Annotated in this window: 19 protein-coding genes; 8 read left to right on the top strand and 11 right to left on the bottom strand. The window is 73.1% G+C overall.

Features of this window, described 5'->3' with window-relative positions; translation table 11 throughout:
* The first annotated feature begins 48 nt into the window (after positions 1-48).
* Positions 49-1,185 carry a GNAT family N-acetyltransferase gene (locus AB0J93_RS14465; protein WP_363921818.1) on the top strand — a complete coding sequence of 379 codons (1,137 nt, stop codon included), beginning with the start codon at positions 49-51 and terminating at the stop codon, positions 1,183-1,185.
* Positions 1,186-1,254: 69 nt separating this feature from the next.
* Here AB0J93_RS14465 and raiA read toward each other — a convergent pair whose 3' ends face one another.
* The 5 genes from raiA to mtrA all read right to left on the bottom strand — a co-directional run bounded on the left by raiA (position 1,255) and on the right by mtrA (position 7,115).
* Positions 1,255-1,905 carry a ribosome-associated translation inhibitor RaiA gene (gene raiA, locus AB0J93_RS14460; RefSeq protein ID WP_363921816.1) on the bottom strand — a complete coding sequence of 217 codons (651 nt, stop codon included), beginning with the start codon at positions 1,903-1,905 and terminating at the stop codon, positions 1,255-1,257.
* Between the two features lie 248 nt (positions 1,906-2,153).
* Positions 2,154-2,816, bottom strand: coding sequence for a ComF family protein (locus AB0J93_RS14455; protein WP_363922057.1), 663 nt, complete (start codon positions 2,814-2,816; stop codon positions 2,154-2,156).
* Positions 2,817-2,859: 43 nt separating this feature from the next.
* Complete coding sequence (locus AB0J93_RS14450; protein WP_363921814.1) at positions 2,860-4,659, bottom strand: LpqB family beta-propeller domain-containing protein; 1,800 nt, start codon at positions 4,657-4,659, stop codon at positions 2,860-2,862.
* Positions 4,656-6,413 (bottom strand): MtrAB system histidine kinase MtrB, encoded by a 1,758-nt coding sequence (mtrB, locus tag AB0J93_RS14445; protein WP_363921812.1) that lies wholly within the window; start codon positions 6,411-6,413, stop codon positions 4,656-4,658. Before mtrB ends, AB0J93_RS14450 begins: the two co-directional genes overlap by 4 nt.
* Positions 6,414-6,425: 12 nt before the next feature.
* Entirely contained in the window at positions 6,426-7,115 is a 690-nt protein-coding gene (mtrA, locus tag AB0J93_RS14440; protein WP_363921810.1) for an MtrAB system response regulator MtrA, read from the bottom strand.
* Between the two features lie 209 nt (positions 7,116-7,324).
* Between mtrA and AB0J93_RS14435 the strand changes: the two genes are divergently transcribed.
* From AB0J93_RS14435 to AB0J93_RS14415, 5 genes are read left to right on the top strand one after another with little or no spacing between them, the layout of a single operon-like run.
* Positions 7,325-8,167 (top strand): hypothetical protein, encoded by an 843-nt coding sequence (locus tag AB0J93_RS14435; protein ID WP_363921808.1) that lies wholly within the window; start codon positions 7,325-7,327, stop codon positions 8,165-8,167.
* Complete coding sequence (locus AB0J93_RS14430) at positions 8,164-8,739, top strand: DUF4129 domain-containing protein (protein WP_363921806.1); 576 nt, start codon at positions 8,164-8,166, stop codon at positions 8,737-8,739. The genes AB0J93_RS14435 and AB0J93_RS14430 overlap by 4 nt, the downstream gene beginning before the upstream one ends.
* Positions 8,736-10,115, top strand: coding sequence for a DUF4350 domain-containing protein (locus tag AB0J93_RS14425; RefSeq protein WP_363921804.1), 1,380 nt, complete (start codon positions 8,736-8,738; stop codon positions 10,113-10,115). The genes AB0J93_RS14430 and AB0J93_RS14425 overlap by 4 nt, the downstream gene beginning before the upstream one ends.
* An 11-nt stretch (positions 10,116-10,126) precedes the next feature.
* On the top strand, positions 10,127-11,098 hold the full coding sequence (locus AB0J93_RS14420; protein WP_363922055.1) for a MoxR family ATPase: 972 nt from the start codon (positions 10,127-10,129) through the stop codon (positions 11,096-11,098).
* A complete protein-coding gene (locus AB0J93_RS14415) occupies positions 11,095-12,405 on the top strand; it encodes a DUF58 domain-containing protein (protein ID WP_363921802.1) in 1,311 nt (436 codons plus the stop codon). The genes AB0J93_RS14420 and AB0J93_RS14415 overlap by 4 nt, the downstream gene beginning before the upstream one ends.
* A gap of 30 nt (positions 12,406-12,435) precedes the next feature.
* On the opposite strand, the gene AB0J93_RS14410 is transcribed toward AB0J93_RS14415, so the two are convergent.
* A complete protein-coding gene (locus AB0J93_RS14410; RefSeq protein WP_363921800.1) occupies positions 12,436-13,428 on the bottom strand; it encodes a stage II sporulation protein M in 993 nt (330 codons plus the stop codon).
* 41 nt (positions 13,429-13,469) lie between these two features.
* Between AB0J93_RS14410 and AB0J93_RS14405 the strand changes: the two genes are divergently transcribed.
* Entirely contained in the window at positions 13,470-14,363 is an 894-nt protein-coding gene (locus tag AB0J93_RS14405) for an RDD family protein (RefSeq protein ID WP_363921798.1), read from the top strand.
* The gene (locus tag AB0J93_RS14400) at positions 14,360-14,515 is read left to right on the top strand and encodes a hypothetical protein (RefSeq protein WP_363921796.1); all 156 of its coding nucleotides are present in this window, start codon (positions 14,360-14,362) and stop codon (positions 14,513-14,515) included. Before AB0J93_RS14405 ends, AB0J93_RS14400 begins: the two co-directional genes overlap by 4 nt.
* Before the next feature lie 166 nt (positions 14,516-14,681).
* Here AB0J93_RS14400 and ahcY read toward each other — a convergent pair whose 3' ends face one another.
* The 5 genes from ahcY to AB0J93_RS14375 all read right to left on the bottom strand — a co-directional run bounded on the left by ahcY (position 14,682) and on the right by AB0J93_RS14375 (position 19,948).
* Positions 14,682-16,181: an adenosylhomocysteinase gene (gene ahcY, locus AB0J93_RS14395; protein WP_363921794.1), complete on the bottom strand. Its 1,500-nt coding sequence runs from the start codon at positions 16,179-16,181 to the stop codon at positions 14,682-14,684.
* 280 nt (positions 16,182-16,461) lie between these two features.
* A complete protein-coding gene (manA, locus tag AB0J93_RS14390; protein ID WP_363921792.1) occupies positions 16,462-17,619 on the bottom strand; it encodes a mannose-6-phosphate isomerase, class I in 1,158 nt (385 codons plus the stop codon).
* Positions 17,620-17,622: 3 nt separating this feature from the next.
* Positions 17,623-18,576 (bottom strand): cation diffusion facilitator family transporter, encoded by a 954-nt coding sequence (locus tag AB0J93_RS14385; RefSeq protein WP_363921790.1) that lies wholly within the window; start codon positions 18,574-18,576, stop codon positions 17,623-17,625.
* Positions 18,573-19,769: an SIS domain-containing protein gene (locus AB0J93_RS14380; protein ID WP_099847458.1), complete on the bottom strand. Its 1,197-nt coding sequence runs from the start codon at positions 19,767-19,769 to the stop codon at positions 18,573-18,575. Before AB0J93_RS14380 ends, AB0J93_RS14385 begins: the two co-directional genes overlap by 4 nt.
* Positions 19,766-19,948, bottom strand: a complete 183-nt coding sequence (locus AB0J93_RS14375) for a Trm112 family protein (protein ID WP_203991675.1) — start codon at positions 19,946-19,948, stop codon at positions 19,766-19,768. Before AB0J93_RS14375 ends, AB0J93_RS14380 begins: the two co-directional genes overlap by 4 nt.
* Between the last annotated feature and the right edge of the window lie 17 nt (positions 19,949-19,965).

The raw sequence follows: 19,965 nt of genomic DNA, 5'->3' as shown, positions 1-19,965 counted from the left end.
AGGGTCGACATGAGCGAGCGTCCGCGAGCGAATCATCAAAGCAGCGCCATGAACGCTCATGACGGCCCGCAGCGCAGCGAGCAGCGGATCGAGGCGTACGGGGTGCGGCTACGGCCGTTCCGCCTCGACGACGTCGAGGACGTCGCGGCCGGTTGCGCCGATCCGCTCACCCAGCGCTTCCTCGACGGGCTACCGGACCCGTACACCGAGGCCGACGCACGGTGGTGGATCACACAGGGTGCGCCGGCCGCCTTCGCCAGCGGTGGCGCCGCGTACGCCGTGACCGACCCGGCGACCGACCGACTGCTCGGCACCGTGGGCCTGAGCCATCCGGTGCCGCAGCGGGGCCAGGCGGAGATCGGCTACTGGGTGGCACCGTGGGCGCGCGGCCGAGGGGTGGCCACCGCCGCCACCCGCGCCCTCTCCGAGCACGTCTTCGCCAGCGGCACCGCCCGGTTGGAACTGCTCACCCGCGTCGAGAACACGGCCAGCCAGCGGGTCGCGCTGGCCGCCGGTTACCGGCCCGAGGGGGTACGCCGCTCCGCGACGCCGATTCGGGCCGGCGGCCGGTGGGACCTGACGGTGTGGGTACGGCTCGCCGACGACCCGCCCGGCCCGTCGCCGCGTCCGCTGCCGGACCTGCCCGACGGCCGGCTCACCGACGGGGTGGTCGTGCTGCGCCGGCTCGGGCCGGACGACACCGATCAGACGTACCGCCTGCACAGCGACCCGGAGGTGGTGGCCAGCCGGGTGCCCCCGGGGGCACCGGCCCGGGACGAGATCGAGCGACGCTGCCGCGGTGCGGAGAGTCAGTGGCTGGTCGGGACCGCCGCCGCGATGACCGTCCTCGACGGCGCGTCCGGTGACTTCGTCGGCAACTGCACGCTCAACTACGACCAGCCCGCCAGCGGGCAGGCGATGATCGGCTACAGCCTGCTGCCGCAGTGGCGCGGACGCGGCTACGCCACCCGGACGGTACGGCTACTCGCCCGGTGGGGATTCGACCACGTCGGCCTGTCCCGGTTGTGGGCCGGCACCCTGCCGGAGAACGCCGCCTCCCAGCGGGTGCTGGAGAAGGCCGGATTCCGGCGAGAGGGGCTGTTGCGCGGCCGGCTACCCAGCGCGGCGGGCAGCCGGGCCGACTCGACGGTCTACGGCCTGCTAGCGACGGATCCGTTGGGCTGACCGGGGCCCGGCGGCCCAGGTCCGCGACGGCGCCCGGGCCGGTGTATACGACCCGGGCCGCCGTCACGGTCAGATGTCCAGCGAGATGATGCCGTAGTCGTAGGCGTGCCGCCGGTAGACCACGCTCGGACGGCCGGATTCCTTGTCCTGGAACAGATAGAAGTCGTGGCCCACCAGTTCCATCTGGAACAGGGCGTCGTCGACGGTCATCGGCTCGGCGGGGTGCACCTTCTCCCGGGCGATGTGCCACGGCTGGTCGTCGGCGTGCTCCTCCTCGGGCCGCTCGGCCAGTGCGGTGGCGGTGCTGGTCTCCGCGGCGACGCTGCCGATCTCCGCGGGGGCGGACAGCGCGGGGAGGTCGGTCACCGGCAGGCCGGCGGTCGCGGCGGCGACCGACAGCGGCGCGTGCCGACCTCGGTGTACCCGACGCCGGTCGGCCGCGCGACGCAGCCGGGAGTCGAGCTTGGCGATCGCCGAGTCCAGAGCGCTGTAGAAGTCGCTGGTGCAGGCCTCGGCCCGGATCACCGGGCCACGGGAATAGCAGGTGATCTCCACCCGCTGGCAATGATCGGCCTGGCGCGGATTGCGCTCGTGGAACAGTTCGACATCCACACGAATGATCTTGTGGTCGTAGCGTTCGATCTTCGCGAGCTTGTCTGCTACGTGCACCCGGTAATGGTCCGGCACTTCGACGTTACGGCCCTTGACCACGATGTCCACGTGACCTCCCTCATTCGGACGGTCTTCGATCCGGAACTCCGGTCGCGCCCGGGGGACGGCCCCATTCGGCGTCGACCGGTCAATACGGCTACGCCTCCTCTCACCGCCAGGGGTGGGTGGAATGGCCTTCCTACCCCCGACAGCCAAACGCTAACTCCTGTTAGCCCGACAGTCACCCCCGGTCGCCAAGACCGCCCGGAGAATTTCCACACCTCATACACGAAGGGGTGAAACGGAAACACGATCGGTCACTGTTGGTGCCTTTTCCGTGTTGCGGCCAGCACCGCCGCCCCGTACGGCGACAGCCCGCGCACGGTCAGCACCCGGCTGACCGCCGCGAGGGTGGCTCCGGTGGTGACGATGTCGTCCAGCAGGACCACCCTCGCCCCCGCGGCGGTCGGATTGCGGCCAGACCGGGCCCGGAAGGCGGCCGTGGCCGCCGCCGCCCGACCCGCGCTGTCCAGCGTCACCGAGTCCGGTCGGGGTGCGGCACGCACCACGTTGTGCACCCGCACCGGCCAGCCCGCAGCCCGCAGCCGACGGGCGCAGTGCCGGGTCAACCGGCGCAGGTGGTCGCCGTAGCGGGCCCGGGCCGCCGCCGGGGTGTCCGGCACCGGCACCAGCAGCACCGGTCCCACCGGACCGACCGCCGCCGCGACGACCTCGGCGAGCAGGGCACCGAGTGGCCTGGCCAGACCGTGCCGGCCGTGGTCCTTGTACGCCAGCAGCGTCTCCCGCAGCGGCCCGCCGTACGCGCCCAGGGCGTGACAGGGCGGCAGACCAGGCGGGGCCGGGACAGGTCGCACCGGACCCGGGCGCAGCGCCCGCAGCGCGGTGACGCAGTCCGGGCAGACGCCGTGGCGCAACCCCGGGCGGCTTTCCCGGCAACCGGCGCACTCGGTGGGCAGCACCAGGTCGGCCAGGTCCGCCCAGAGCCCGCCCGTCACGGCCTGCTCAGTAGAGGAAGACGGGTGCGGTGGGGTTGCCCGGACGTACCCCCGCAGGCGGCGGTGTGACGTCCTGGACCTGGTCGCGGTTGATCCGGTCGAACGGGTTGCTGCGGTACGCCACCCCGTTCGCCTCGTACATGAACGAGCCGGCCAGCGGGGACCGCTCGGCGGTGGCGGGGTACGCGGCGAGGTGGTCGACCTGGCTGCCGGTGTCCTCCCGCAGCGGGGTCTCCAGGGCACCGTCGACGGTCACGTCGTAGATCGCGGGACGGCCGGCCGAGCCGGCCACCAGCAGGCGGTTCGCCGCCGACCAGTCCACCGCGGTGGCGTCGGTCAACGAGCTGACCAACCGTCGGGCCGGGCCCACGGTGGGCACCCCACCCTCCCAGTTGATCGCGGCGACGTGCAGCATGCCGTCGACGATCAGTGCCAGCCGGTGCCCGTCCAGGGCGGCCGCCACCGCGGTCACCCGGCCCGGCAGGCCGAGCTGGACCTGCCGCGTCGCCGCCTGGCCGTCGAAGCGGTAGAGCCGGCCGTCGGCGACCACCAGGCCGGCCGGGCGGGCTGCGTCGCTGCGGATCCAGACCGGGCGGCTCATCTCGGCGTACCTGCTGGGGCCGGTGGTGAGGGTCTCCACCACGCCGCCACCCCGGCCGACGGCCAGCCGCTGCCGCCCGTCCTCGCCGGCCACCACGACGGCGACCACGACGTCCGCGTCGACGCGACGCAGCCCGGCGGCGACGATGTCGTGGTTCACCTCGGGCGCCACCGGCACCGAGCCGGCGGCCTCGCCGGCCACCGTCAGCGAGTGGATGGCCCCTTCGTAGACGCAGTATCGCCGCGCGTTGACCTCGATCAGGTCCAGCGGATTCAGCCTGCGCTGCTCCGCGAGGTCGATCACCTTGCGGGACTGGTTGAGGATCTTCACCTCGACGGTGCCGTGCAGCTCCCGCAGGGACCATGCCAACTGGGTACCGAGCTGCTCCAGCCGCCGCTCGTCAGCGCCCGGCATGTCGAGGTTGACCTCCCACCGGCCGTCCGAGCCGGTGGCATTGTTGATCATTTCGGTACGGTCGGGCAGACCGGAGACACCGATCCGCAGCCAGTCCGACGGGCCGGCGGTCAACCACCGGACGACCTCGCTCACCCGCCGCTCCGGCGGTACGGCCGAGGAGAGGTACCGCTGGTCGGGCACGAGCTGGGTACGGTCGGAGTTCCAGAAGTAGATCGCCTCCGCCTGGTAGAACCGGCGCAGCGCGTCGTCGCTGAGCAGCAGCACGTTCGGCGGGTCGCTGACGTAGTAGCCGGCGTCGTCCTCACCCACCGGGCCGGCACTGATCAGCCGGAACTCGTACGTCGACTCGGTGGCCACCGGCGGCACCAGCATCCCGTTGGCCCGCAGCAGCCCGACCTGCTGCACGCTGATGGTGACCTTCATGCTGTCCACGTCCGGTTCGATCACCGGATCGTCGGTCAACCGCACCACCGACAGCGCCACCTCGCTGCCCTGCTTGTCCGGCAGCGAGGTGCGGTCCGCGGTCGCGATGAACCGCTTCACCCGCTCGTACGCCCGGTCGGGCTCACCGGCCGCCGCGGCCAGGAAGTTGCGCACGAACGCCTCGGCGTCGCTGCCGCTGGCCTCCCGCGTCGGCGGCTCGGTACCGCGTCCCAGCGACCAGTTCGTCTCCGCGGCCGGCCCACGCTGCTCGATCTGCACCTCGCTGCGGTCGGGGATCCCGCAGCCAGCGGCAACGCCCAGCACCAGCACGCCGCCGAGGGCCCCGGTCAGCAACCGTCGCCTCACGAGCCCACCTCCGCGCGCGGCTGTTCGGCCGACGGCGCCGGGCCGACGGCGAGCGCGCCGGCCGGGCCGGGCCCGATGGCCAGCAGTCCACCGGCGGGCGCGCCGCCGAACGGCAGCGTGGCGTCGGCCGGCACCAGCCGCAGCGGCGAGGTGGTGAGCCGGTCACCGGCGCGCGCCGGCAGGGTGAGCCGGAACTGTGCGCCCTGCCCCGGCGCACCCCACGCCTCCAGCCAGCCGCCGTGCAGTCGGGCGTCCTCCAGGCTGATCGACAGCCCCAGTCCGGTCCCGCCGGTCTGTCGCGCCCGCGACGGATCAGCCCGCCAGAACCGGTTGAAGACCAGTTTCTCCTCGCCCGGCTTGAGCCCGACACCGTGGTCGCGGACGGTAAGCGCGACGGCGGTCTCGTCCATTCCCAGCGTGATCCGCACCGGCCGGCCCTCGCCGTGCTCGACAGCGTTGCCGACCAGGTTGCGCAGCACCCGTTCGACCCGTCGTGGGTCGATCTCGGCGATCACCGGGGCGGCCGGGACGTCCAGTTCGATGGCCACCCCGACCCGCTCGGCCAACCCGGTCAGCCGGTCGGCCACCCGGTGGACCACCGGCACCAGATCGGTCGGCTCGGCGTCGAGCACCGCGAAGCCCGCGTCGAACCGGCTGATCTCCAGCAGGTCGGTAAGCAGTTCCTCGAAGCGGTCCAGCTCGGCCTGGAGCAACTCGGCGCTGCGCGCCACCGCCGGATCGAACTCGTCGCGTTCGGCGAAGATCAGGTCGGCGGCCATCCGGACCGTGGTCAGCGGGGTCCGCAGTTCGTGCGACACGTCGGAGGTGAACCGGCGTTGCAGCCGGGACATCTCCTCCAGGCGCAGGATCTGCCGTTGCAGGTTGGTGGCCATCTGGTTGAACGAGGCCGCGAGCAGCGCCAGGTCGTCCTCGCCGTTGACGGCCATCCGCTGGTCGAGCAGGCCGGCCGAGAGTCGCTGGGCGGTCCGGGCGGCGACCCGTACCGGGATCACCACCAGCCGGGTCACCAGCGCGGCGAGCAGGCCGAGCAGCAGCACCAGGGCGACTCCGGTGGCCACCACGGTGGCCCGTGCCTGCGCCGCCGTGGTGTCCTGCAAGGTCAGCGGCACGAAGTAGTAGAGCTCCACCTGACCGAACCGGGTCGGCACCGGAGAACCGTAGACGAGGTACTTCGTCTCGGCGTCTCCGGTGAGCCGGCCGGTACGGATCTGGTTGGCCACGTTCCCGTCGGCCACCGCGGCGCGCAGCTCGGGGCTGATCAGGGGCCGGACGTTCGCCGACGGTGAGGTGCGCGCCTCGATCACCCCGGGCCAGTTGTCCGCGGTGAGGGCCACCACGACGCCGCTGTTCTGCTGGGGGTCGCCACCGGCGAGGTAGTTGACCGTGCCGTCGATCGTCTCCTGGAGCTGGGCCTCCTGGGGCTGGCTGTAGAGGCTGAACTGCTTGGCTGCGTACTCCGCGCCGTTGAGCAGCCGCAACTGGACGTCGGTCTTCGCATTGTCCAGCAGGATGCTCGTGATCTTGTCTGCGATCAGGTAGGCGAACCCGCCGACCAGCAGGCTGGACGTCACCAGCGTGATGGTCACCACCCGCACCTGCAACGACCGGCGCCAGGTCTGGTGCAGCCTCGCCAGCGAACGGGCCAGTCGGCCACTCACCCCACGCCACAACTCCCACCCGGCGCCGTGCCGGCGGGCGGTCGGGTCGAGATCGGGGATCGGGGAGGTGGTCACAGTGCGACCAGGCTATCCGGTACCCGCCTTGTAGCCCACGCCGCGAACGGTGAGGATGATTTCGGGTCGCTCCGGATCCGGCTCGATCTTGGCGCGCAGCCGCTGCACGTGCACGTTGACCAGCCGGGTGTCCGCCGCGTGCCGGTATCCCCACACCTGCTCAAGCAGCACCTCGCGGGTGAAGACCTGACGCGGTTTGCGGGCGAGCGCGACCAGCAGGTCGAACTCCAGCGGCGTCAGCTTCACCTCCTCGCCGTTGCGGCTGACGGTGTGCGCCGGCACGTCTATGGCGATCTGGTTGCCCGGCGGGCCGATGGTGAGCAGCTCCGGCGCGACGTCCTCGCCGCGGCGCAGCCGCGCCCGCATCCGGGCCACCAGTTCCTTCGGCTTGAACGGCTTGACCACGTAGTCGTCGGCACCCGACTCCAGACCGAGCACGACGTCGACCGTGTCGCTCTTCGCGGTCAGCATCACGATCGGCACCCCCGACTCGCCCCGGATCGCCCGCGCCACGTCGATACCACTCATTCCGGGCAGCATCAGGTCAAGCAGGACGATGTCGGGCCGATTGTCGCGGAACGCGGCCAATGCCCGTTCCCCGTCCGCCACGAACGAGGGCATGAAGCCTTCGCTGCGCAGCACGATGCCGAGCATCTCGGCGAGCGCGGGGTCGTCGTCGACCACCAGTACCCGGGCTCTCATGGGGTTAATGGTTCCATCCCGTCAGTTCGGTGGGCTCGGCGTCACCCGCACGCTACTGCCGTCAGGTGGGCCGTGCCCAGCACCGCTCGGTTGTACCGCCCGCACGTGCCACCCCGGGGGGCGGGTCTGCACCCCGGGCGACCGCGCGTGTCAACATGATCCCCGGGTGCGCCGCAGCGCGCCACCATCACCGCCTTCCAGGAGTACGCGTGCCCGAAACAGGCCCGACCGTCGTACTCCCCGGCCGCCCGCTCACCAGCGGGGAACTGCTCGACTCCGCGGTGCTGCTGTTGCGCGGTCAGGCGTCGGTCCTGCTTCCCCTCGCCGCCGTGCTGGCCGCCGGCGAACAACTCCTGCTGCTGCCCCTGCGGACCGTCGTGGGTGCCACCGGGCCGCTGTGGTGGGCGTCCGGCCTGAGCGAGTTCGGCATCTTCTGGTTCCTGCTCGCTCTCGGCGCGGCGACCGAGGCAATGATCATTCTGTTGCTCGGCAACCCGGCCGCCCACGCCGCCGCCGGCGCGCTGGTCGGCCGCCGCGCCACCGCCACGGACGCCTGGCGGCCCGGCGGCCGGTGGGGCGCCACCGTCCTGCTCTGCCCCGCGGTCGGCGCGGTCATGCTGCTCGCGTCCCTGCTCGGCCCCGCCTGGTTCGTCGGATTCGCCCTGCTGGGCGCGGTGGCACCGGCGCTGGTGGTCGACCGGGTCGCACCGGTACGCGCGATCAACCGCTCCGTCGCGCTGGCGCTGCGCCTGACCGGGCGGGCCGCCGCGCTGCGGCTACTCGGATACCTCGTCTGGTGGATCATCCGGGTCGGGCTCGGCTGGGGGTTGTTCACCGGGCTGACCGAGCTCGACCTGGTCGCCGAGAGCTGGGCCAATGCCGTGGCGATGCTGGTCTGGGCGGCCGTGAACGCGGTCGCCTACGCCGCGCTGGCCTGCCTGGACGCGGTCGTACACCTGGAGACCCGGATCCGCAGCGAGGGCCTGGACATCCGGCTCGCCCGCGCGCCCGCCGCACCGCGCGCCACGGACCTGCTGGCGGTCGGCGGATGAGCGTCAGCCGGTGGTGGACCGAGACCACCGCCGCCCTCGGCGACCACCTGCCACTGCCGCTGGTCGCGCTGCTGCTGGTGCTGGCCACGGCGCTGACCGCGACGGCCTGGTACACCTTCCCCGCCTGGCTGCCCCGCCGACTTCCCCGGCCTCGCCGACGCCGCCGCACCGGGGGCGAGAAACGGAAGCCGGCGACCGCGCCGCCGGTGACCGTCGCCCCACCGCCGTCCGCGGGTCCGGTCGGCACCGTCGTGGTGGCCGACCGGCTGGCCGCCGAGGGCCGCTACGACGAGGCGGTCCGTGAGCGGTTGCGCGTCATGCTCCACCAGCTCACCGACCGGCACGTGGTGCAGGTCCGGCCCGGCATGACCGTCGCCGAGGTGGTCACCGAGGCCGCCGCCAACCACCCACCGGCCGGACCGCCACTGACCGCCGCCGCCGGCATCTTCTCGGAGGTGTGGTACGCCCAGCGCCCGGCCACCGCCGAGCACGATCACCGGATGCGCGACCACGCCGGCCAGCTGGGAGACCTGCTCGCCGCGGCCCCGCTCGCAACGGACACCGACCGGTGAGCGTACGCGGGCGTCGCCACCGGATCATCGTTCCGGTGCTGGTGGGGGTGCTGCTGATGGCCGTCACGCTGGTCACCCGTGAGATCGACCAGCCGGACCAGACCGACCGGGGCTTCCTCTCCCCGGTGGTGACCGGTGACCACGGTGGCAGCCGGCTCGCCGCCAGCCTGGGCGAGCGCGGGGTGGCGGTGCAGCGGGAGACCGACACGCTCCGGGCGTTGCTGGCCACCCGGCCCGGCCCGGCCACCCTGTTCGTTCCGGCGCCCGAGTTGCTGCACCCGCGCACCGTCGGCTACCTGGGTCTGCTGCCCGGAGGCACCCGGCTGGTGCTGGTCGACCCGCCCCGGCGGGTGCTGGCCGCCGCCGGGCTGCCGCTGCGCCCGACGGGCCGGCGGTGGGCGACCCGGGCCGTGTCACCGCACGACGTCGACCGGTCCTGCCCACTGGCCGAGGTCGCGCCCGCCGCCACGGCCGCCGTCGCCCGCCAGCGGTACGCATCGACCGGCGCTCCCGGCAGCGTCGATCTCTGCTACGCCGGCGGGCTGGCCCGCCTGCCCGGAGCCGCGGAGAGCGTGGTGGTGGGTGCCAGCGACCCGTTCCGCAACGGCCGGATCGACGAATGGGAAAACCTCGCCTTCGCCACCGGCCTGCTCGCCACCTCCGGCCGGGTGGTCTGGCTCGACCTGGACGGCCCGGCGCCGCCGCCACCCGAACCCAGCCCTGCACCCACCCGGCCGCTGCCGGAGCGCGACGACGACGGCGACGAACCCGGCGGACCGGAGGACCTGGACAGCGACGAGAGCGGCGAGACCGCACCGGGTGGCCGTCCGGGTGGTGAGGCGTCCGGCCCCGGCTCACGAGGCTCCTCCGGGGAGCCCAACCCGCTCTGGTCGGCCTTCCCGCCGTGGTTCTGGGCGCTGCTGCTGCAACTCGGCCTGGCGGCGCTGCTGATCGCCATCGGCCGGGCCCGCCGTCTCGGCCCGCCCACGCCGGAACCCCTGCCGGTGTCCGTGCCCGCCGCCGAGACGGTCCTCGGCCGGGGCCGGCTCTACCAGCGGGCGGGGGCCCGGGAGAGTACCGCCCGGGTGCTCCGGACCGCGACGCTCGCCCGGCTGGCACGACGGGTGCACCTGCCCGCCGCGGCGCCGCCCGCCACGGTGGCGGCGACCGTGGCCGCCGGCACCGGCGACCGGCCCGACGCCATCCACGAGTTGCTCTACGGCGACGCGCCGCGAACCGACCGGGACCTGCTGGAGCTGGCCGGTGATCTGGACCGCGTGACGCGCGCCGGCGGGTCGAGGCCCGCGCAGCCCGTCGCCGACCCGCCGGCCCCGCCCCGGCTGCCGAAGCCCCGATCCGAAGGAGACCCCCGGTGACCCGACCCGCGATGACCGTGGACCAGCTCGCCGCCGACCCCACCCGGGCCGCGCTGCACCGGCTACGCGCCGAGGTGGCCAAGGCGGTCGTGGGTCAGGAGGGCGTGGTCACCGGGCTGATCGTCGCCCTGCTCTGCCGTGGTCACGTGCTGCTCGAAGGCGTGCCGGGGGTCGCGAAGACGCTGCTGGTGCGTACCGTGGCCGCCGCGCTGGACCTGACCTCGCGGCGGGTGCAGTTCACTCCCGACCTGATGCCCGGCGACGTCACCGGCTCGATGGTCTTCGACGCGCGAACCGCGGCGTTCACCTTCCGGGAGGGGCCGGTCTTCACCAACCTGCTGCTCGCCGACGAGATCAACCGCACGCCACCGAAGACCCAGTCCGCGCTGCTGGAGGTGATGGAGGAACGGCAGGTCACCGTCGAGGGCGAGCAACGCGTGCTGCCCGATCCGTTCATCGTCGCCGCCACCCAGAACCCGGTGGAGTACGAGGGCACCTATCCGCTGCCGGAGGCTCAGCTCGACCGGTTCCTGCTCAAACTCACCGTGCCGCTGCCCAGCCGGGACGAGGAACTGGGTGTGATCCGGGCCCACCACGCCGGTTTCGATCCCCGGGATCTGACCGCAGCCGGCGTACGCCCGGTGGCGGACGCGGCCGACCTCGCCGCCGCACGAGCGGCGGTGGGCCGCGTGCACGTCGCCGACCCGCTGCTCGGCTACGTCGTCGACCTGTGCCGGGCCACCCGCGCCACCCCGGCGCTGGAACTGGGCGCCTCGCCGCGCGGTGCGACGGCCCTGCTCGGCACCGCGAAGGCGTGGGCGTGGCTGAACGGACGCGATCATGTGGTGCCCGACGACGTCAAGGCGATGGCGCGACCGACCCTGCGGCACCGGCTGCGCCTGCGACCGGAGGCCGAACTTGAGGGCGTCGGGGTGGACCCCGTCCTGGACACGGTGCTGGCCACCGTGCCGACGCCGCGATGACCTGGCGGGTGGCGGCGCTGCTGGCGGCAGGGGCGCTGACCCTGCCGGCATGGCCGGCACCCTTCGTCGGGGTGGCGGTGATGGTCGGCGTGGTGCTGCTGCTGGTCGGACTCGACCTGACGCTCGCCGTGCCGCTGCGGGCGCTGACCGCCGAACGGGCCGGTGACCGGGCCGTACGGCTCGGCGGTACCGCCACGGTCACCCTGTACCTGCACAACACCTCCGGCCGGCCGCTGCGCGCCCGGGTCCGTGACGCCTGGGTGCCCTCGGCCGGTGCCCGGCCGGAGGTGCCGCCGACCCGGGTGGTGCGGGCCGCACCCGGTGAGGTACTCGCGCTGCCCAGCCACCTCACCCCCACCCGCCGGGGCGACCGGCCCGCCGTGGCCCTGACCGTCCGCTCGTTCGGGCCGCTCGGGCTGGCGTACCGACAGTGGGGTGGCCGGCCGGGCACGCCGCCGTGGACCCTACGGGTGCTGCCCCGCTTCGACTCGCGCCGGCACCTGCCGGAGCGGCTGTCGCGGCTGCGCGTCATCGACGGCACACAGGTCGGTCGGGGACGCGGACCGGGCACCGAGTTCGACGCGTTGCGGGAGTACGTGTCCGGCGACGACGTGCGTTCCATCGACTGGCGAGCCAGCGCCCGGCAGGCCGAGGTGCTGGTCCGCACCTGGCGTCCGGAGCGGGACCGGCGGCTGGTCTGTGTGCTGGACACCGGGCGTACCTCGGCGGTGCGGGTGGGCGACGAGCCGCGGTTGGACGCCTCGATCGAGGCGGCGCTGCTGCTCAGCGCGTTGGCGGCGCGGGCCGGTGACCGGGTGGACGTGCTCGCGGCGGACGCCGTGCCCCGGGCCTCGGTGGGTGGTGCCGAGCGGCCGGGGCAGTGGAACCGGCTGGCGCACGCGTTGGCCCCGCTGCAACCCGCGCTGGTCGAGACCGACTTCCGGCTGATCGCGGGCGAGTTGCTCCGGCGGCACCGCCCGCGCAGCCTGGTGGTGCTGCTCACCGCCCTGGAACCGGGCGCGCTCGGCGAGGGCCTGCTGCCGGTGCTGCCCCGGCTGGCCGCCCGGCACCGGGTGTTGGTGGCCGCGGCACAGGATCCGGTGCTGGCCCAGCTCACCGCCGCACCCCCGCGACGTCCGGCGGACGCGTACGCCGCAGCCGCCGCCTGGCGCACGTTCGCCGAACGCGACCGCCTGACCCAGGCCCTGACCCGCCACAACGTCACCGTGGTCGACGCCCCCGCCCCCCACCTGGCCCCCGCCCTGGCCGACGCCTACCTGACCCTGAAATCCAAAGCCCAACTCTGACCCCGCCCACCCACCCGATTGATCATGAAGTTATTGCCACTCGGGCGGCGTGTCGCGGGTAACAACTTCATGATCGACAGGAGTGTCGGTGGGGGTGTGGGGGCCGAGGAGGAGGACGTAGGCGAGGAAGGCGAGCCAGGTGGTGGCGCCCACGGCGATGCGCAGGGGGGTCGGCAGGGGGGCGGGGGTGATGAAGGCCTCGATCAACGCTGCGACGGCGAAGAGGGCGACCAGGCCGACGGCGACCAGCACGCCGTCGCGTCCCGCCCGAGCCACCGCCTGCCCCCGGGTCAACTGCACCGGCGGTGCGATCCACGCCCACCCGATGCGCAGTCCCACCCCGGCGGCGACGAACACGCCGGTCAGCTCCAGCAGGCCGTGCGGGGTGATCAGGCCGAAGAAGACGTCCGCCCGGCCGTAGGAGACCATCACCCCGCCGACCACGCCGATGTTGATCGCGTTCTGCCAGAGCAGGTAGCCGACGGGCACGATCAGCACCCCCGCCGCCAGGCACTTCGCCGCCAACCAGGCGTTGTGCGTCCACAGGTGGAAGGCGAACGTCGGCGCGGAGAACTCCGTGTAGTAGCCGGCGAAGCCGGACTCGACCAGGTTGGCGGCCTCCTCGTCGCCGATGAATGCCGCCGCCGTCTCCGGGTTGTCCGCCACGAACCACATCAGGGTGAAGGTGAGCAGGGTGAAGGCGGTCGCCACCGCACACCACCACGGCGCCGCCCGCCAGATCGCACCGGGCAGGCCGGCCAGCAGGAATTGCCGTACGGCCGCCCAGGAGGGTCGGGGCCGGTCGGTGAGCCGCGCCCGCGCCCGAAGCACCACCTGGGACAGCTCGCCGACCAGCGCCGGGTCCGGCGAGCGGCTACGCAGCACCGACAGTTGAGTGGTGGCCCGCTGGTAGAGCGCGACCAGCTCGTCGACCTCGGCCGGTTCGAGCCGTCGCTGACCACAGAGCTGATTCAGCCGACGCCACTGCCCGCCGTGCTCCGCGACGTACGCGTCGACATCCACCGGCCACCTCCGACCGCGCGATCATAGTGTTCACTGTCGGGGTGAGCACAGCGGCGCGAGCGTGGACCGCCTCGGGTTGGGGCGACGCCGGGCTGGTCACCGGCGAGGCGGTCGAGCTGGACGTGCGGGCCGCACGGATCGGCTCCCGGGCGCTCGCCCTCCTGCTCGACGTGCTGGTGCAGCTGGTGGCCGGGCTGCTGCTCGCCGCGCTGACCGGGCTGGTCCTGGCCGCTCTGCCGTACGGGGTGCTGGACGTGGCGATGGAACGCGCCCTGCTCACCGTCGGGCTCGTCCTGCTGCTGGTCGGCTATCCGGTGCTCTGCGAACGGTTCAACGACGGCCGGACACCGGGCAAGGCGGCGGTCGGGTTGCGGGTGGTCAGCCTCGACGGCGCCCCCGTCGGGTTCCGGCAGTCGCTGACCCGGGCGCTGGTCGGGGTCGCCGTGGAGTGGCCGGGTCTGGTGCTGCCGCTGCTGTCCTGGGCGGTCGGGCTGACCGTGATGCTCAGCGACGCCCGTGGCCGGCGTCTTGGCGACCTGGCGGCGGGCACCCTGGTGGTGCACACCCGATCCGCGACGAGGTGGCGGCCGGTTCCGGCGACGGTGCCGGAGCTGGCCGGTTGGGCGTACTCCCTGGACCTGAGCCGGTTGGACGCGGGCCTGGCGCTCGCCGTCCGGCAGTACCTGGCGCGGGCGAACGGGTTCAGCGAACCGGCCCGCGGCGAGTTGGCCCGGCTGCTGTGGCAGCAGGTGGCAGCGGTGACCAGTCCGCCACCACCGGCCGGGCGGTCGGAGGTGGCCTGGCTGGCCGCCGTCATCGCCGAGCGGCACCGTCGGGCCCGCCGCCTCCTCGCCGGTGAACGCGCGCTCACCGAGGCGCTGTGGCCGCAGTTCCGGGTCACCGCGTCCGTCGATGAACCTGGGAGGTCGGGATGAGGGCTTTCGGGCCGTGGCTGGCGGTGCTCGCGGTCGTGCTGCTGCTCAGCGCGCTACGGCTGCGTGCGCTGGCGGCGCTGGTCTCCGTGGCCTGGCTGCTCTGGTGTGTCTGGACCTGGGTCCGCCCCACCCGCCACCGCCGTCCCCGCTGACCAGCCGGACCACGGCGCCAGCCGGCGCCGCGCCCGCGCCCCGGAGAGCCACCGCCGACGCCACAGCGCACCGGAAAGCCACCTCCGGGGTCGCCCCCCAGGGCGACCCCGGACGGCCACCTCCGGGGTCGGCCGCTGCGGTCGGCCCCGGAGGTGACGTCGATGCTCAGTAGCGGTAGTGGTCCGGCTTGAACGGGCCCTCCACGGCGACGCCGAGGTAGGCGGCCTGCTCCTTGGAGAGCGTGGTCAGCTTGGCGCCGAGCGCGTCCAGGTGCAGCCGGGCGACCTTCTCGTCGAGGTGCTTGGGCAGCACGTACACGCCGATCGGGTACTCGTCGGTCTTGGTGTACAGCTCGATCTGGGCGATCGTCTGGTTGGCGAACGAGTTCGACATGACGAAGCTGGGGTGGCCGGTGGCATTGCCCAGGTTCAGCAGGCGGCCCTCGGAGAGCACGATGATCGCGTGACCGTCGTCGAACTTCCAGAGGTCGACCTGCGGCTTGATGTTCTCCCGGGTGACGTCGGAGCGCTTCGCCAGACCGGCCATGTCGATCTCGTTGTCGAAGTGGCCGATGTTGCCGACGATGGCCTGGTGCTTCATCCGGGCCATGTGCTCGTTGGTGATGACGTCGTAGCAGCCGGTGGCGGTGATGAAGATGTCGGCCTGCTCGACCACGTCGTCCATGGTGGCGACCTGGTAGCCGTCCATCGCCGCCTGGAGCGCGCAGATCGGGTCGACCTCGGTCACCACGACCCGGGCACCCTGGCCGCGCAGCGACTCGGCACAGCCCTTGCCCACGTCGCCGTAGCCGAACACGACGGCCATCTTGCCGCCGATGAGCGTGTCGGTGGCGCGGTTGATGCCGTCGATCAGCGAGTGGCGGCAGCCGTACTTGTTGTCGAACTTGCTCTTGGTCACCGAGTCGTTGACGTTGATCGCCGGGAAGAGCAGCGTGCCGGCGCGGTGCATCTCGTAGAGCCGGTGCACGCCGGTGGTGGTCTCCTCGGTGACGCCCTTGATGCCGGCGGCGATCCGCGTCCACCGCTGGCCGCTCGCGGCCAGCGAACGGTGCAGCAGACCCAGGATGACCGCGTACTCCTCGGAGTCGGCGGACTCGACCGGCGGCACGGCTCCGGCCTTCTCGAACTCGGCGCCCTTGTGGACGAGCAGCGTGGCGTCGCCACCGTCGTCCAGGATCATGTTCGGGCCGTCCCCGTCGGGCCAGTCGAGCACCTGCTCGGTGCACCACCAGTACTCCTCCAGGGTCTCGCCCTTCCAGGCGTACACCGGGACACCGGACGGGGCGTCGACGGTGCCCTCGGGGCCGACGACGATCGCGGCGGCGGCGTGGTCCTGGGTGGAGAAGATGTTGCAGGACGCCCAGCGGACCTGCGCGCCGAGCGCCACCAGGGTCTCGATCAGGACGGCGGTCTGGATCGTCATGTGCAGCGACCCGGTGACCCGCGCTCCCGCGAGCGGCTGCGCGGCGGCGAACTCACGCCGGATCGCCATCAGGCCGGGCATCTCGTGCTCGGCGAGGCGGATCTCCTTGCGCCCGAACTCGGCGAGCGACAGATCCGCCACCTTGTAGTCGCCCTCGGCGACAGTACGCGGCCGGACCTCGGACGACGTGCCGCTGGCGGACGCCGGGAGGGTGCTGGTCATGAAAGCTCCTGTCGGACGATGGTGCTGCGCAACCTCCCACCTTACGCGCGTTGACGACGCGCGGTTGGGGTGGTTACGGACAGCGCACGGGGCGGCCGGTGTGGACGTGTGCCGTCCATCTCCGTCCGCCCCGTGCATCCCCCCGGTTTGGTTCCCCCGCGCGTTCTCGGACCATCGTCGCGATAACGCTGCGCACCCATAGAGTCACACCGAGCAAGAGTCGAGTCAAGCTATTCCGGGAAAGTCGGACTTGTCGGTCAACGAGCAACGTCGTGGAAGATCAGAGCTGGCCGGTCGAGGCGATGTACGTCTCACCCTCACCGGTGACCGTGAGTGAACCGCCAGCGGCCGGTCCGACCGCAGCCCGACCGGGGCCGAGGGTCACTGGCGCCACCCCGTCGGTCACGGTGATCCGGCCGGCGGTGCAGAGCACCACCCGGGGACCCGGCACCGCCAGCGTCACCTCGCGCCGCCCGTCGCCGACGGTCACCCGGTGCAGCGCGAAGTCGTCCACCGGCACCGGCCAGGTCACCACCCCGTCGGCGACCTCCCGGGGCGCGACCACCGGCCGGTCGAGCACCTCGAAGCGGAGCACCCGCAGCAGTTCGGCCACGTCCACGTGCTTCGGGGTCAGCCCGCCCCGCAGCACGTTGTCGCTGGCGGCCATCACCTCCACGCCGGTACCACGCAGGTAGGCGTGCAGGTTCCCGGCCGGCATCCAGATCGCCTCACCGGCAGCCAGCCGCACCCGGTTGAGCAGCAACGCCACCAGCACCCCAGGGTCGGCCGGATACGCCTCGGCCAACAGAGCCACCAGGTCAGCGTCCGGGCCGTCCGCCGCCCGGGCCGCCGCCACCAGGCCGGCACGCTCCGCCGTCGGCCACTCCAGCAGCAGGCGTACGGCCTCGGCCAGCCCCGCCGGCCCAGCGGCCAACGCGTCGAGCACCGGCCGCAGCTGCGGTACGCCCAGCGCGGCGAGCGCCCGCGCCGAGGCAGCCGGGTCCCGGAACCCGCACAGCGCCTCCATCGGCCCCAGCGCCACCAGCAGCTCTGGCTTGTGGAACGGGTCGACGTAGTTGCGGTGCCCACCGGAGCGGGCCTGCTCGGCGGCGTGACCGGCCCGCGCCTGTTCGGCGTCCGGATGAGCCTGCAGGCTCAGCGGAGCCGCCGCAGCCAGCACCTTGAGCAGGAACGGCAGCCGGGGCCCGAACCGGTCGAGCACCGGGCCGCCGAGCCACCGGACGGGCTCGGCGGCGAGCACCTCGGTGAGCGCGATCCGCCCACCGTCGCGCTCGACGGCGGCCGGCGCGCACGGATGCGCGCCGAGCCACAGCTCCGCCTCGGGCACCGCGCTCGGCGCCGGCCGCCCTTGAAGTTCGGCGATCGCCGAGCGGGAGCCCCAGGCGTAGTCCTTGATCGGCCCGTGCAGCGGTTCCACCGGTCAGCTCCCAGCGGGCCCGAACGTGGTGGAAGCCCCGGCCGGGGCCTGGTAGATGTCCGGTTCGAGGTAGATGACCCGGGCGACCGGCACGGCAGCCCGGATCCGCTCCTCCACCGCGTCGATGCCCTGGGCCACCTCCTCGGCGCTCTCGCACCGCGACACCGCGATCTTCGCGGCCACCATCAGCTCCTCCGGACCGAGGTACAGCGTCTTCATGTGGATGATCCGCTCCACCTCGGGGCCGGCGGTGACCGCCTGCTCGATGGCCGAGACGTCCGCCGGCTCGGCCCCCTCCCCCAGCAGCAGGCTCTTGGTCTCCACGGCGAGCACGATCGCGATGGTCACCAGCAGCAGGCCGATCATCGCGGTGCCGGCCGCGTCCCACCGGCCGTTGCCGGTGGCCAGGGTCATGCCCACCCCGAACAGGGCGAAGACCAGGCCGACCAGCGCGCCGAGATCCTCCAGCAGCACCACCGGCAGCTCCGGTGCCTTCGACCGGCGGATGAACCTGGTCCAGGACTCGCGGCCCCGGACCAGGTTCGACTCCCTGATGGCGGTACGGAAGGAGAACGACTCCATCACGATGGCCGCGAGCAGCACGGTCACCGGCACCCATTGCCAACTGGTGATGCCGTGCGGGTCGGACCACTTGTGCCACGCCTCGTAGAGCGCGAACAGACCGCCCAGGCTGAACAGCACGATCGAGACGATGAACGCGTAGACGTAGCGCTCCCGCCCGTAGCCGAACGGGTGTTGCGGGGTGGCGGCCCGCCGGGCCCGCTTGCCACCGAGCAGCAGCAGAGCCTGGTTGCCCGAGTCGGCGACCGAGTGGATGGACTCGGCGAGCATCGACGACGAACCCGTCAACAGGAAGGCCACGAACTTCGTCACGGCGATGCCGATGTTGGCGAGCAGCGCGGCGATGATCGCCTTGATGCCACCCTGCGTGCTCACTGGTTGGCCAGTTCCTTCATCTCGGTGATCGCCGGCACCGCCATCGGATCCAGGCCGTGCGCCAGGGCCAGGTAGATCGACGCGAAGTCCGGCACCGCCACCAGCGAGGCGAGCCGCTCCAGCGCCGAACCGCCCTCGGCGGTGACCACGTCGCACCGTACGCCCCGCCGCTCGGCGAGGGTCTGCACGGCGTCCGCGCGCCGCTCCTCCACGGCCAGTGGCTCGTCGGCGTCGTCCTCGGCGTTCAGGCCACCGTCGCGCAGCAGCACCAACCGCAGTCGGGTGCCCTCACCGTCCGACTCGTCGGGATCGGCGAAGATGTCCCGCTCCCCCTCGGCCAGGCCACCGAAAACGCCGTCGAGCAGCCCGACCCGGCCCCGACCCGCCTCGCCCAGCGCTCCGGTGACCACCGGGTACCGGGCGTTGGCCGACAGGGTGTCGCCGAAGCGACGCGCGGCGACCGCCGCCAGCGGCGACGAGCCCCACACGATCGGGATCGACCCGGCCAGCCCGAGGGCCAGGGACTTCGCCGGATTGACGAAGGACTCCGCGGTCGGGCGGCTGCGATCCGCGTCGGCGTCCAGCCGGGCCGCCGTCTCCGCCAGATCCGCCTCGTTGACCTTGACCAGGCCGAGCGCCCGGGCAGCGAGCAGGACCGGCACGGTCAGCCCCCAGAGGCTGGCCCGGGCGGGTGCCCGCCGGGGCACCGGGATGAAGGGGGCGCGGGCCCGCTCGGCGACCGAGTGCAGTTGCGAATCCGCCGGACCCACCGCGACCAGCCGGGCGCCCCGGCGGTGGGCCGCCTCGGCGGCACCCAACGCCTCCGGGCTGCGGCCGGAGGCGCTGACCGCGATCACCACGTCCGCCGCGCCGACCCAGCCTGGCACTCCGGCAAGGCGGTGCGCGATGACCGGCACCGGGCAGCGCGGCCCGGCGACCGTGGCCAGCACGTCACCGGTCCGTCCGGCGGTGCCGATGCCGGCGATCACGACCGCCCGGGGCCGGCCGTCGTCGGCGAGTACGGAGAGGTTCGCCTCGGCGGCCAGGGCGGCCGACTCGCGTACCTGGGCACCCGCCGAGGCGGTGTGCCGCAGCATGCCCCCCGGGTCGCGCTCGGCGAGCGCCTGCGGGTCGTCGAGCAGTCGTTCGTCGGCGTTGCGGTGGCCGCTGACGCCGGCCGTTCCGTCGATCACGATCCCTCCGCGGGGCCGCGCGCCTCGTCCAGCAGCAGCACCGGCACGTCATCGCGGACCTCGAAGATCCGGCCGCACTCGGTGCACGTCAGCGTCTGCGCCTGCGCGTCGTAGGTCAGCGGGGCATGGTGTGTGTCCGGGCAGGCGAGGATTTCCAGCAACTGCGGGTCGAGGGCCACTGCGCGGCTCCTTCCAC

The sequence above is a fragment of the Micromonospora sp. NPDC049374 genome (assembly GCF_040677165.1).
Lineage (GTDB): Bacteria > Actinomycetota > Actinomycetes > Mycobacteriales > Micromonosporaceae > Micromonospora.
The sequence above is the reverse complement of the archived record's forward strand: the minus strand, read 5'-3'. Positions and strand labels throughout refer to the sequence as shown.

Bases quoted from the DNA above. Each gene is read 5' to 3' on its own strand.
- AB0J93_RS14465 (WP_363921818.1), top strand. From the start codon at position 49: ATGAACGCTCATGACGGCCCGCAGCGCAGCGAGCAGCGGATCGAGGCG.
- mtrA (WP_363921810.1), bottom strand. From the start codon at position 7,115: ATGAGAGCCCGGGTACTGGTGGTCGACGACGACCCCGCGCTCGCCGAG.
- AB0J93_RS14430 (WP_363921806.1), top strand. From the start codon at position 8,164: ATGAGCGTCAGCCGGTGGTGGACCGAGACCACCGCCGCCCTCGGCGAC.
- AB0J93_RS14420 (WP_363922055.1), top strand. From the start codon at position 10,127: ATGACCGTGGACCAGCTCGCCGCCGACCCCACCCGGGCCGCGCTGCAC.
- AB0J93_RS14415 (WP_363921802.1), top strand. From the start codon at position 11,095: ATGACCTGGCGGGTGGCGGCGCTGCTGGCGGCAGGGGCGCTGACCCTG.
- AB0J93_RS14400 (WP_363921796.1), top strand. From the start codon at position 14,360: ATGAGGGCTTTCGGGCCGTGGCTGGCGGTGCTCGCGGTCGTGCTGCTG.
- ahcY (WP_363921794.1), bottom strand. From the start codon at position 16,181: ATGACCAGCACCCTCCCGGCGTCCGCCAGCGGCACGTCGTCCGAGGTC.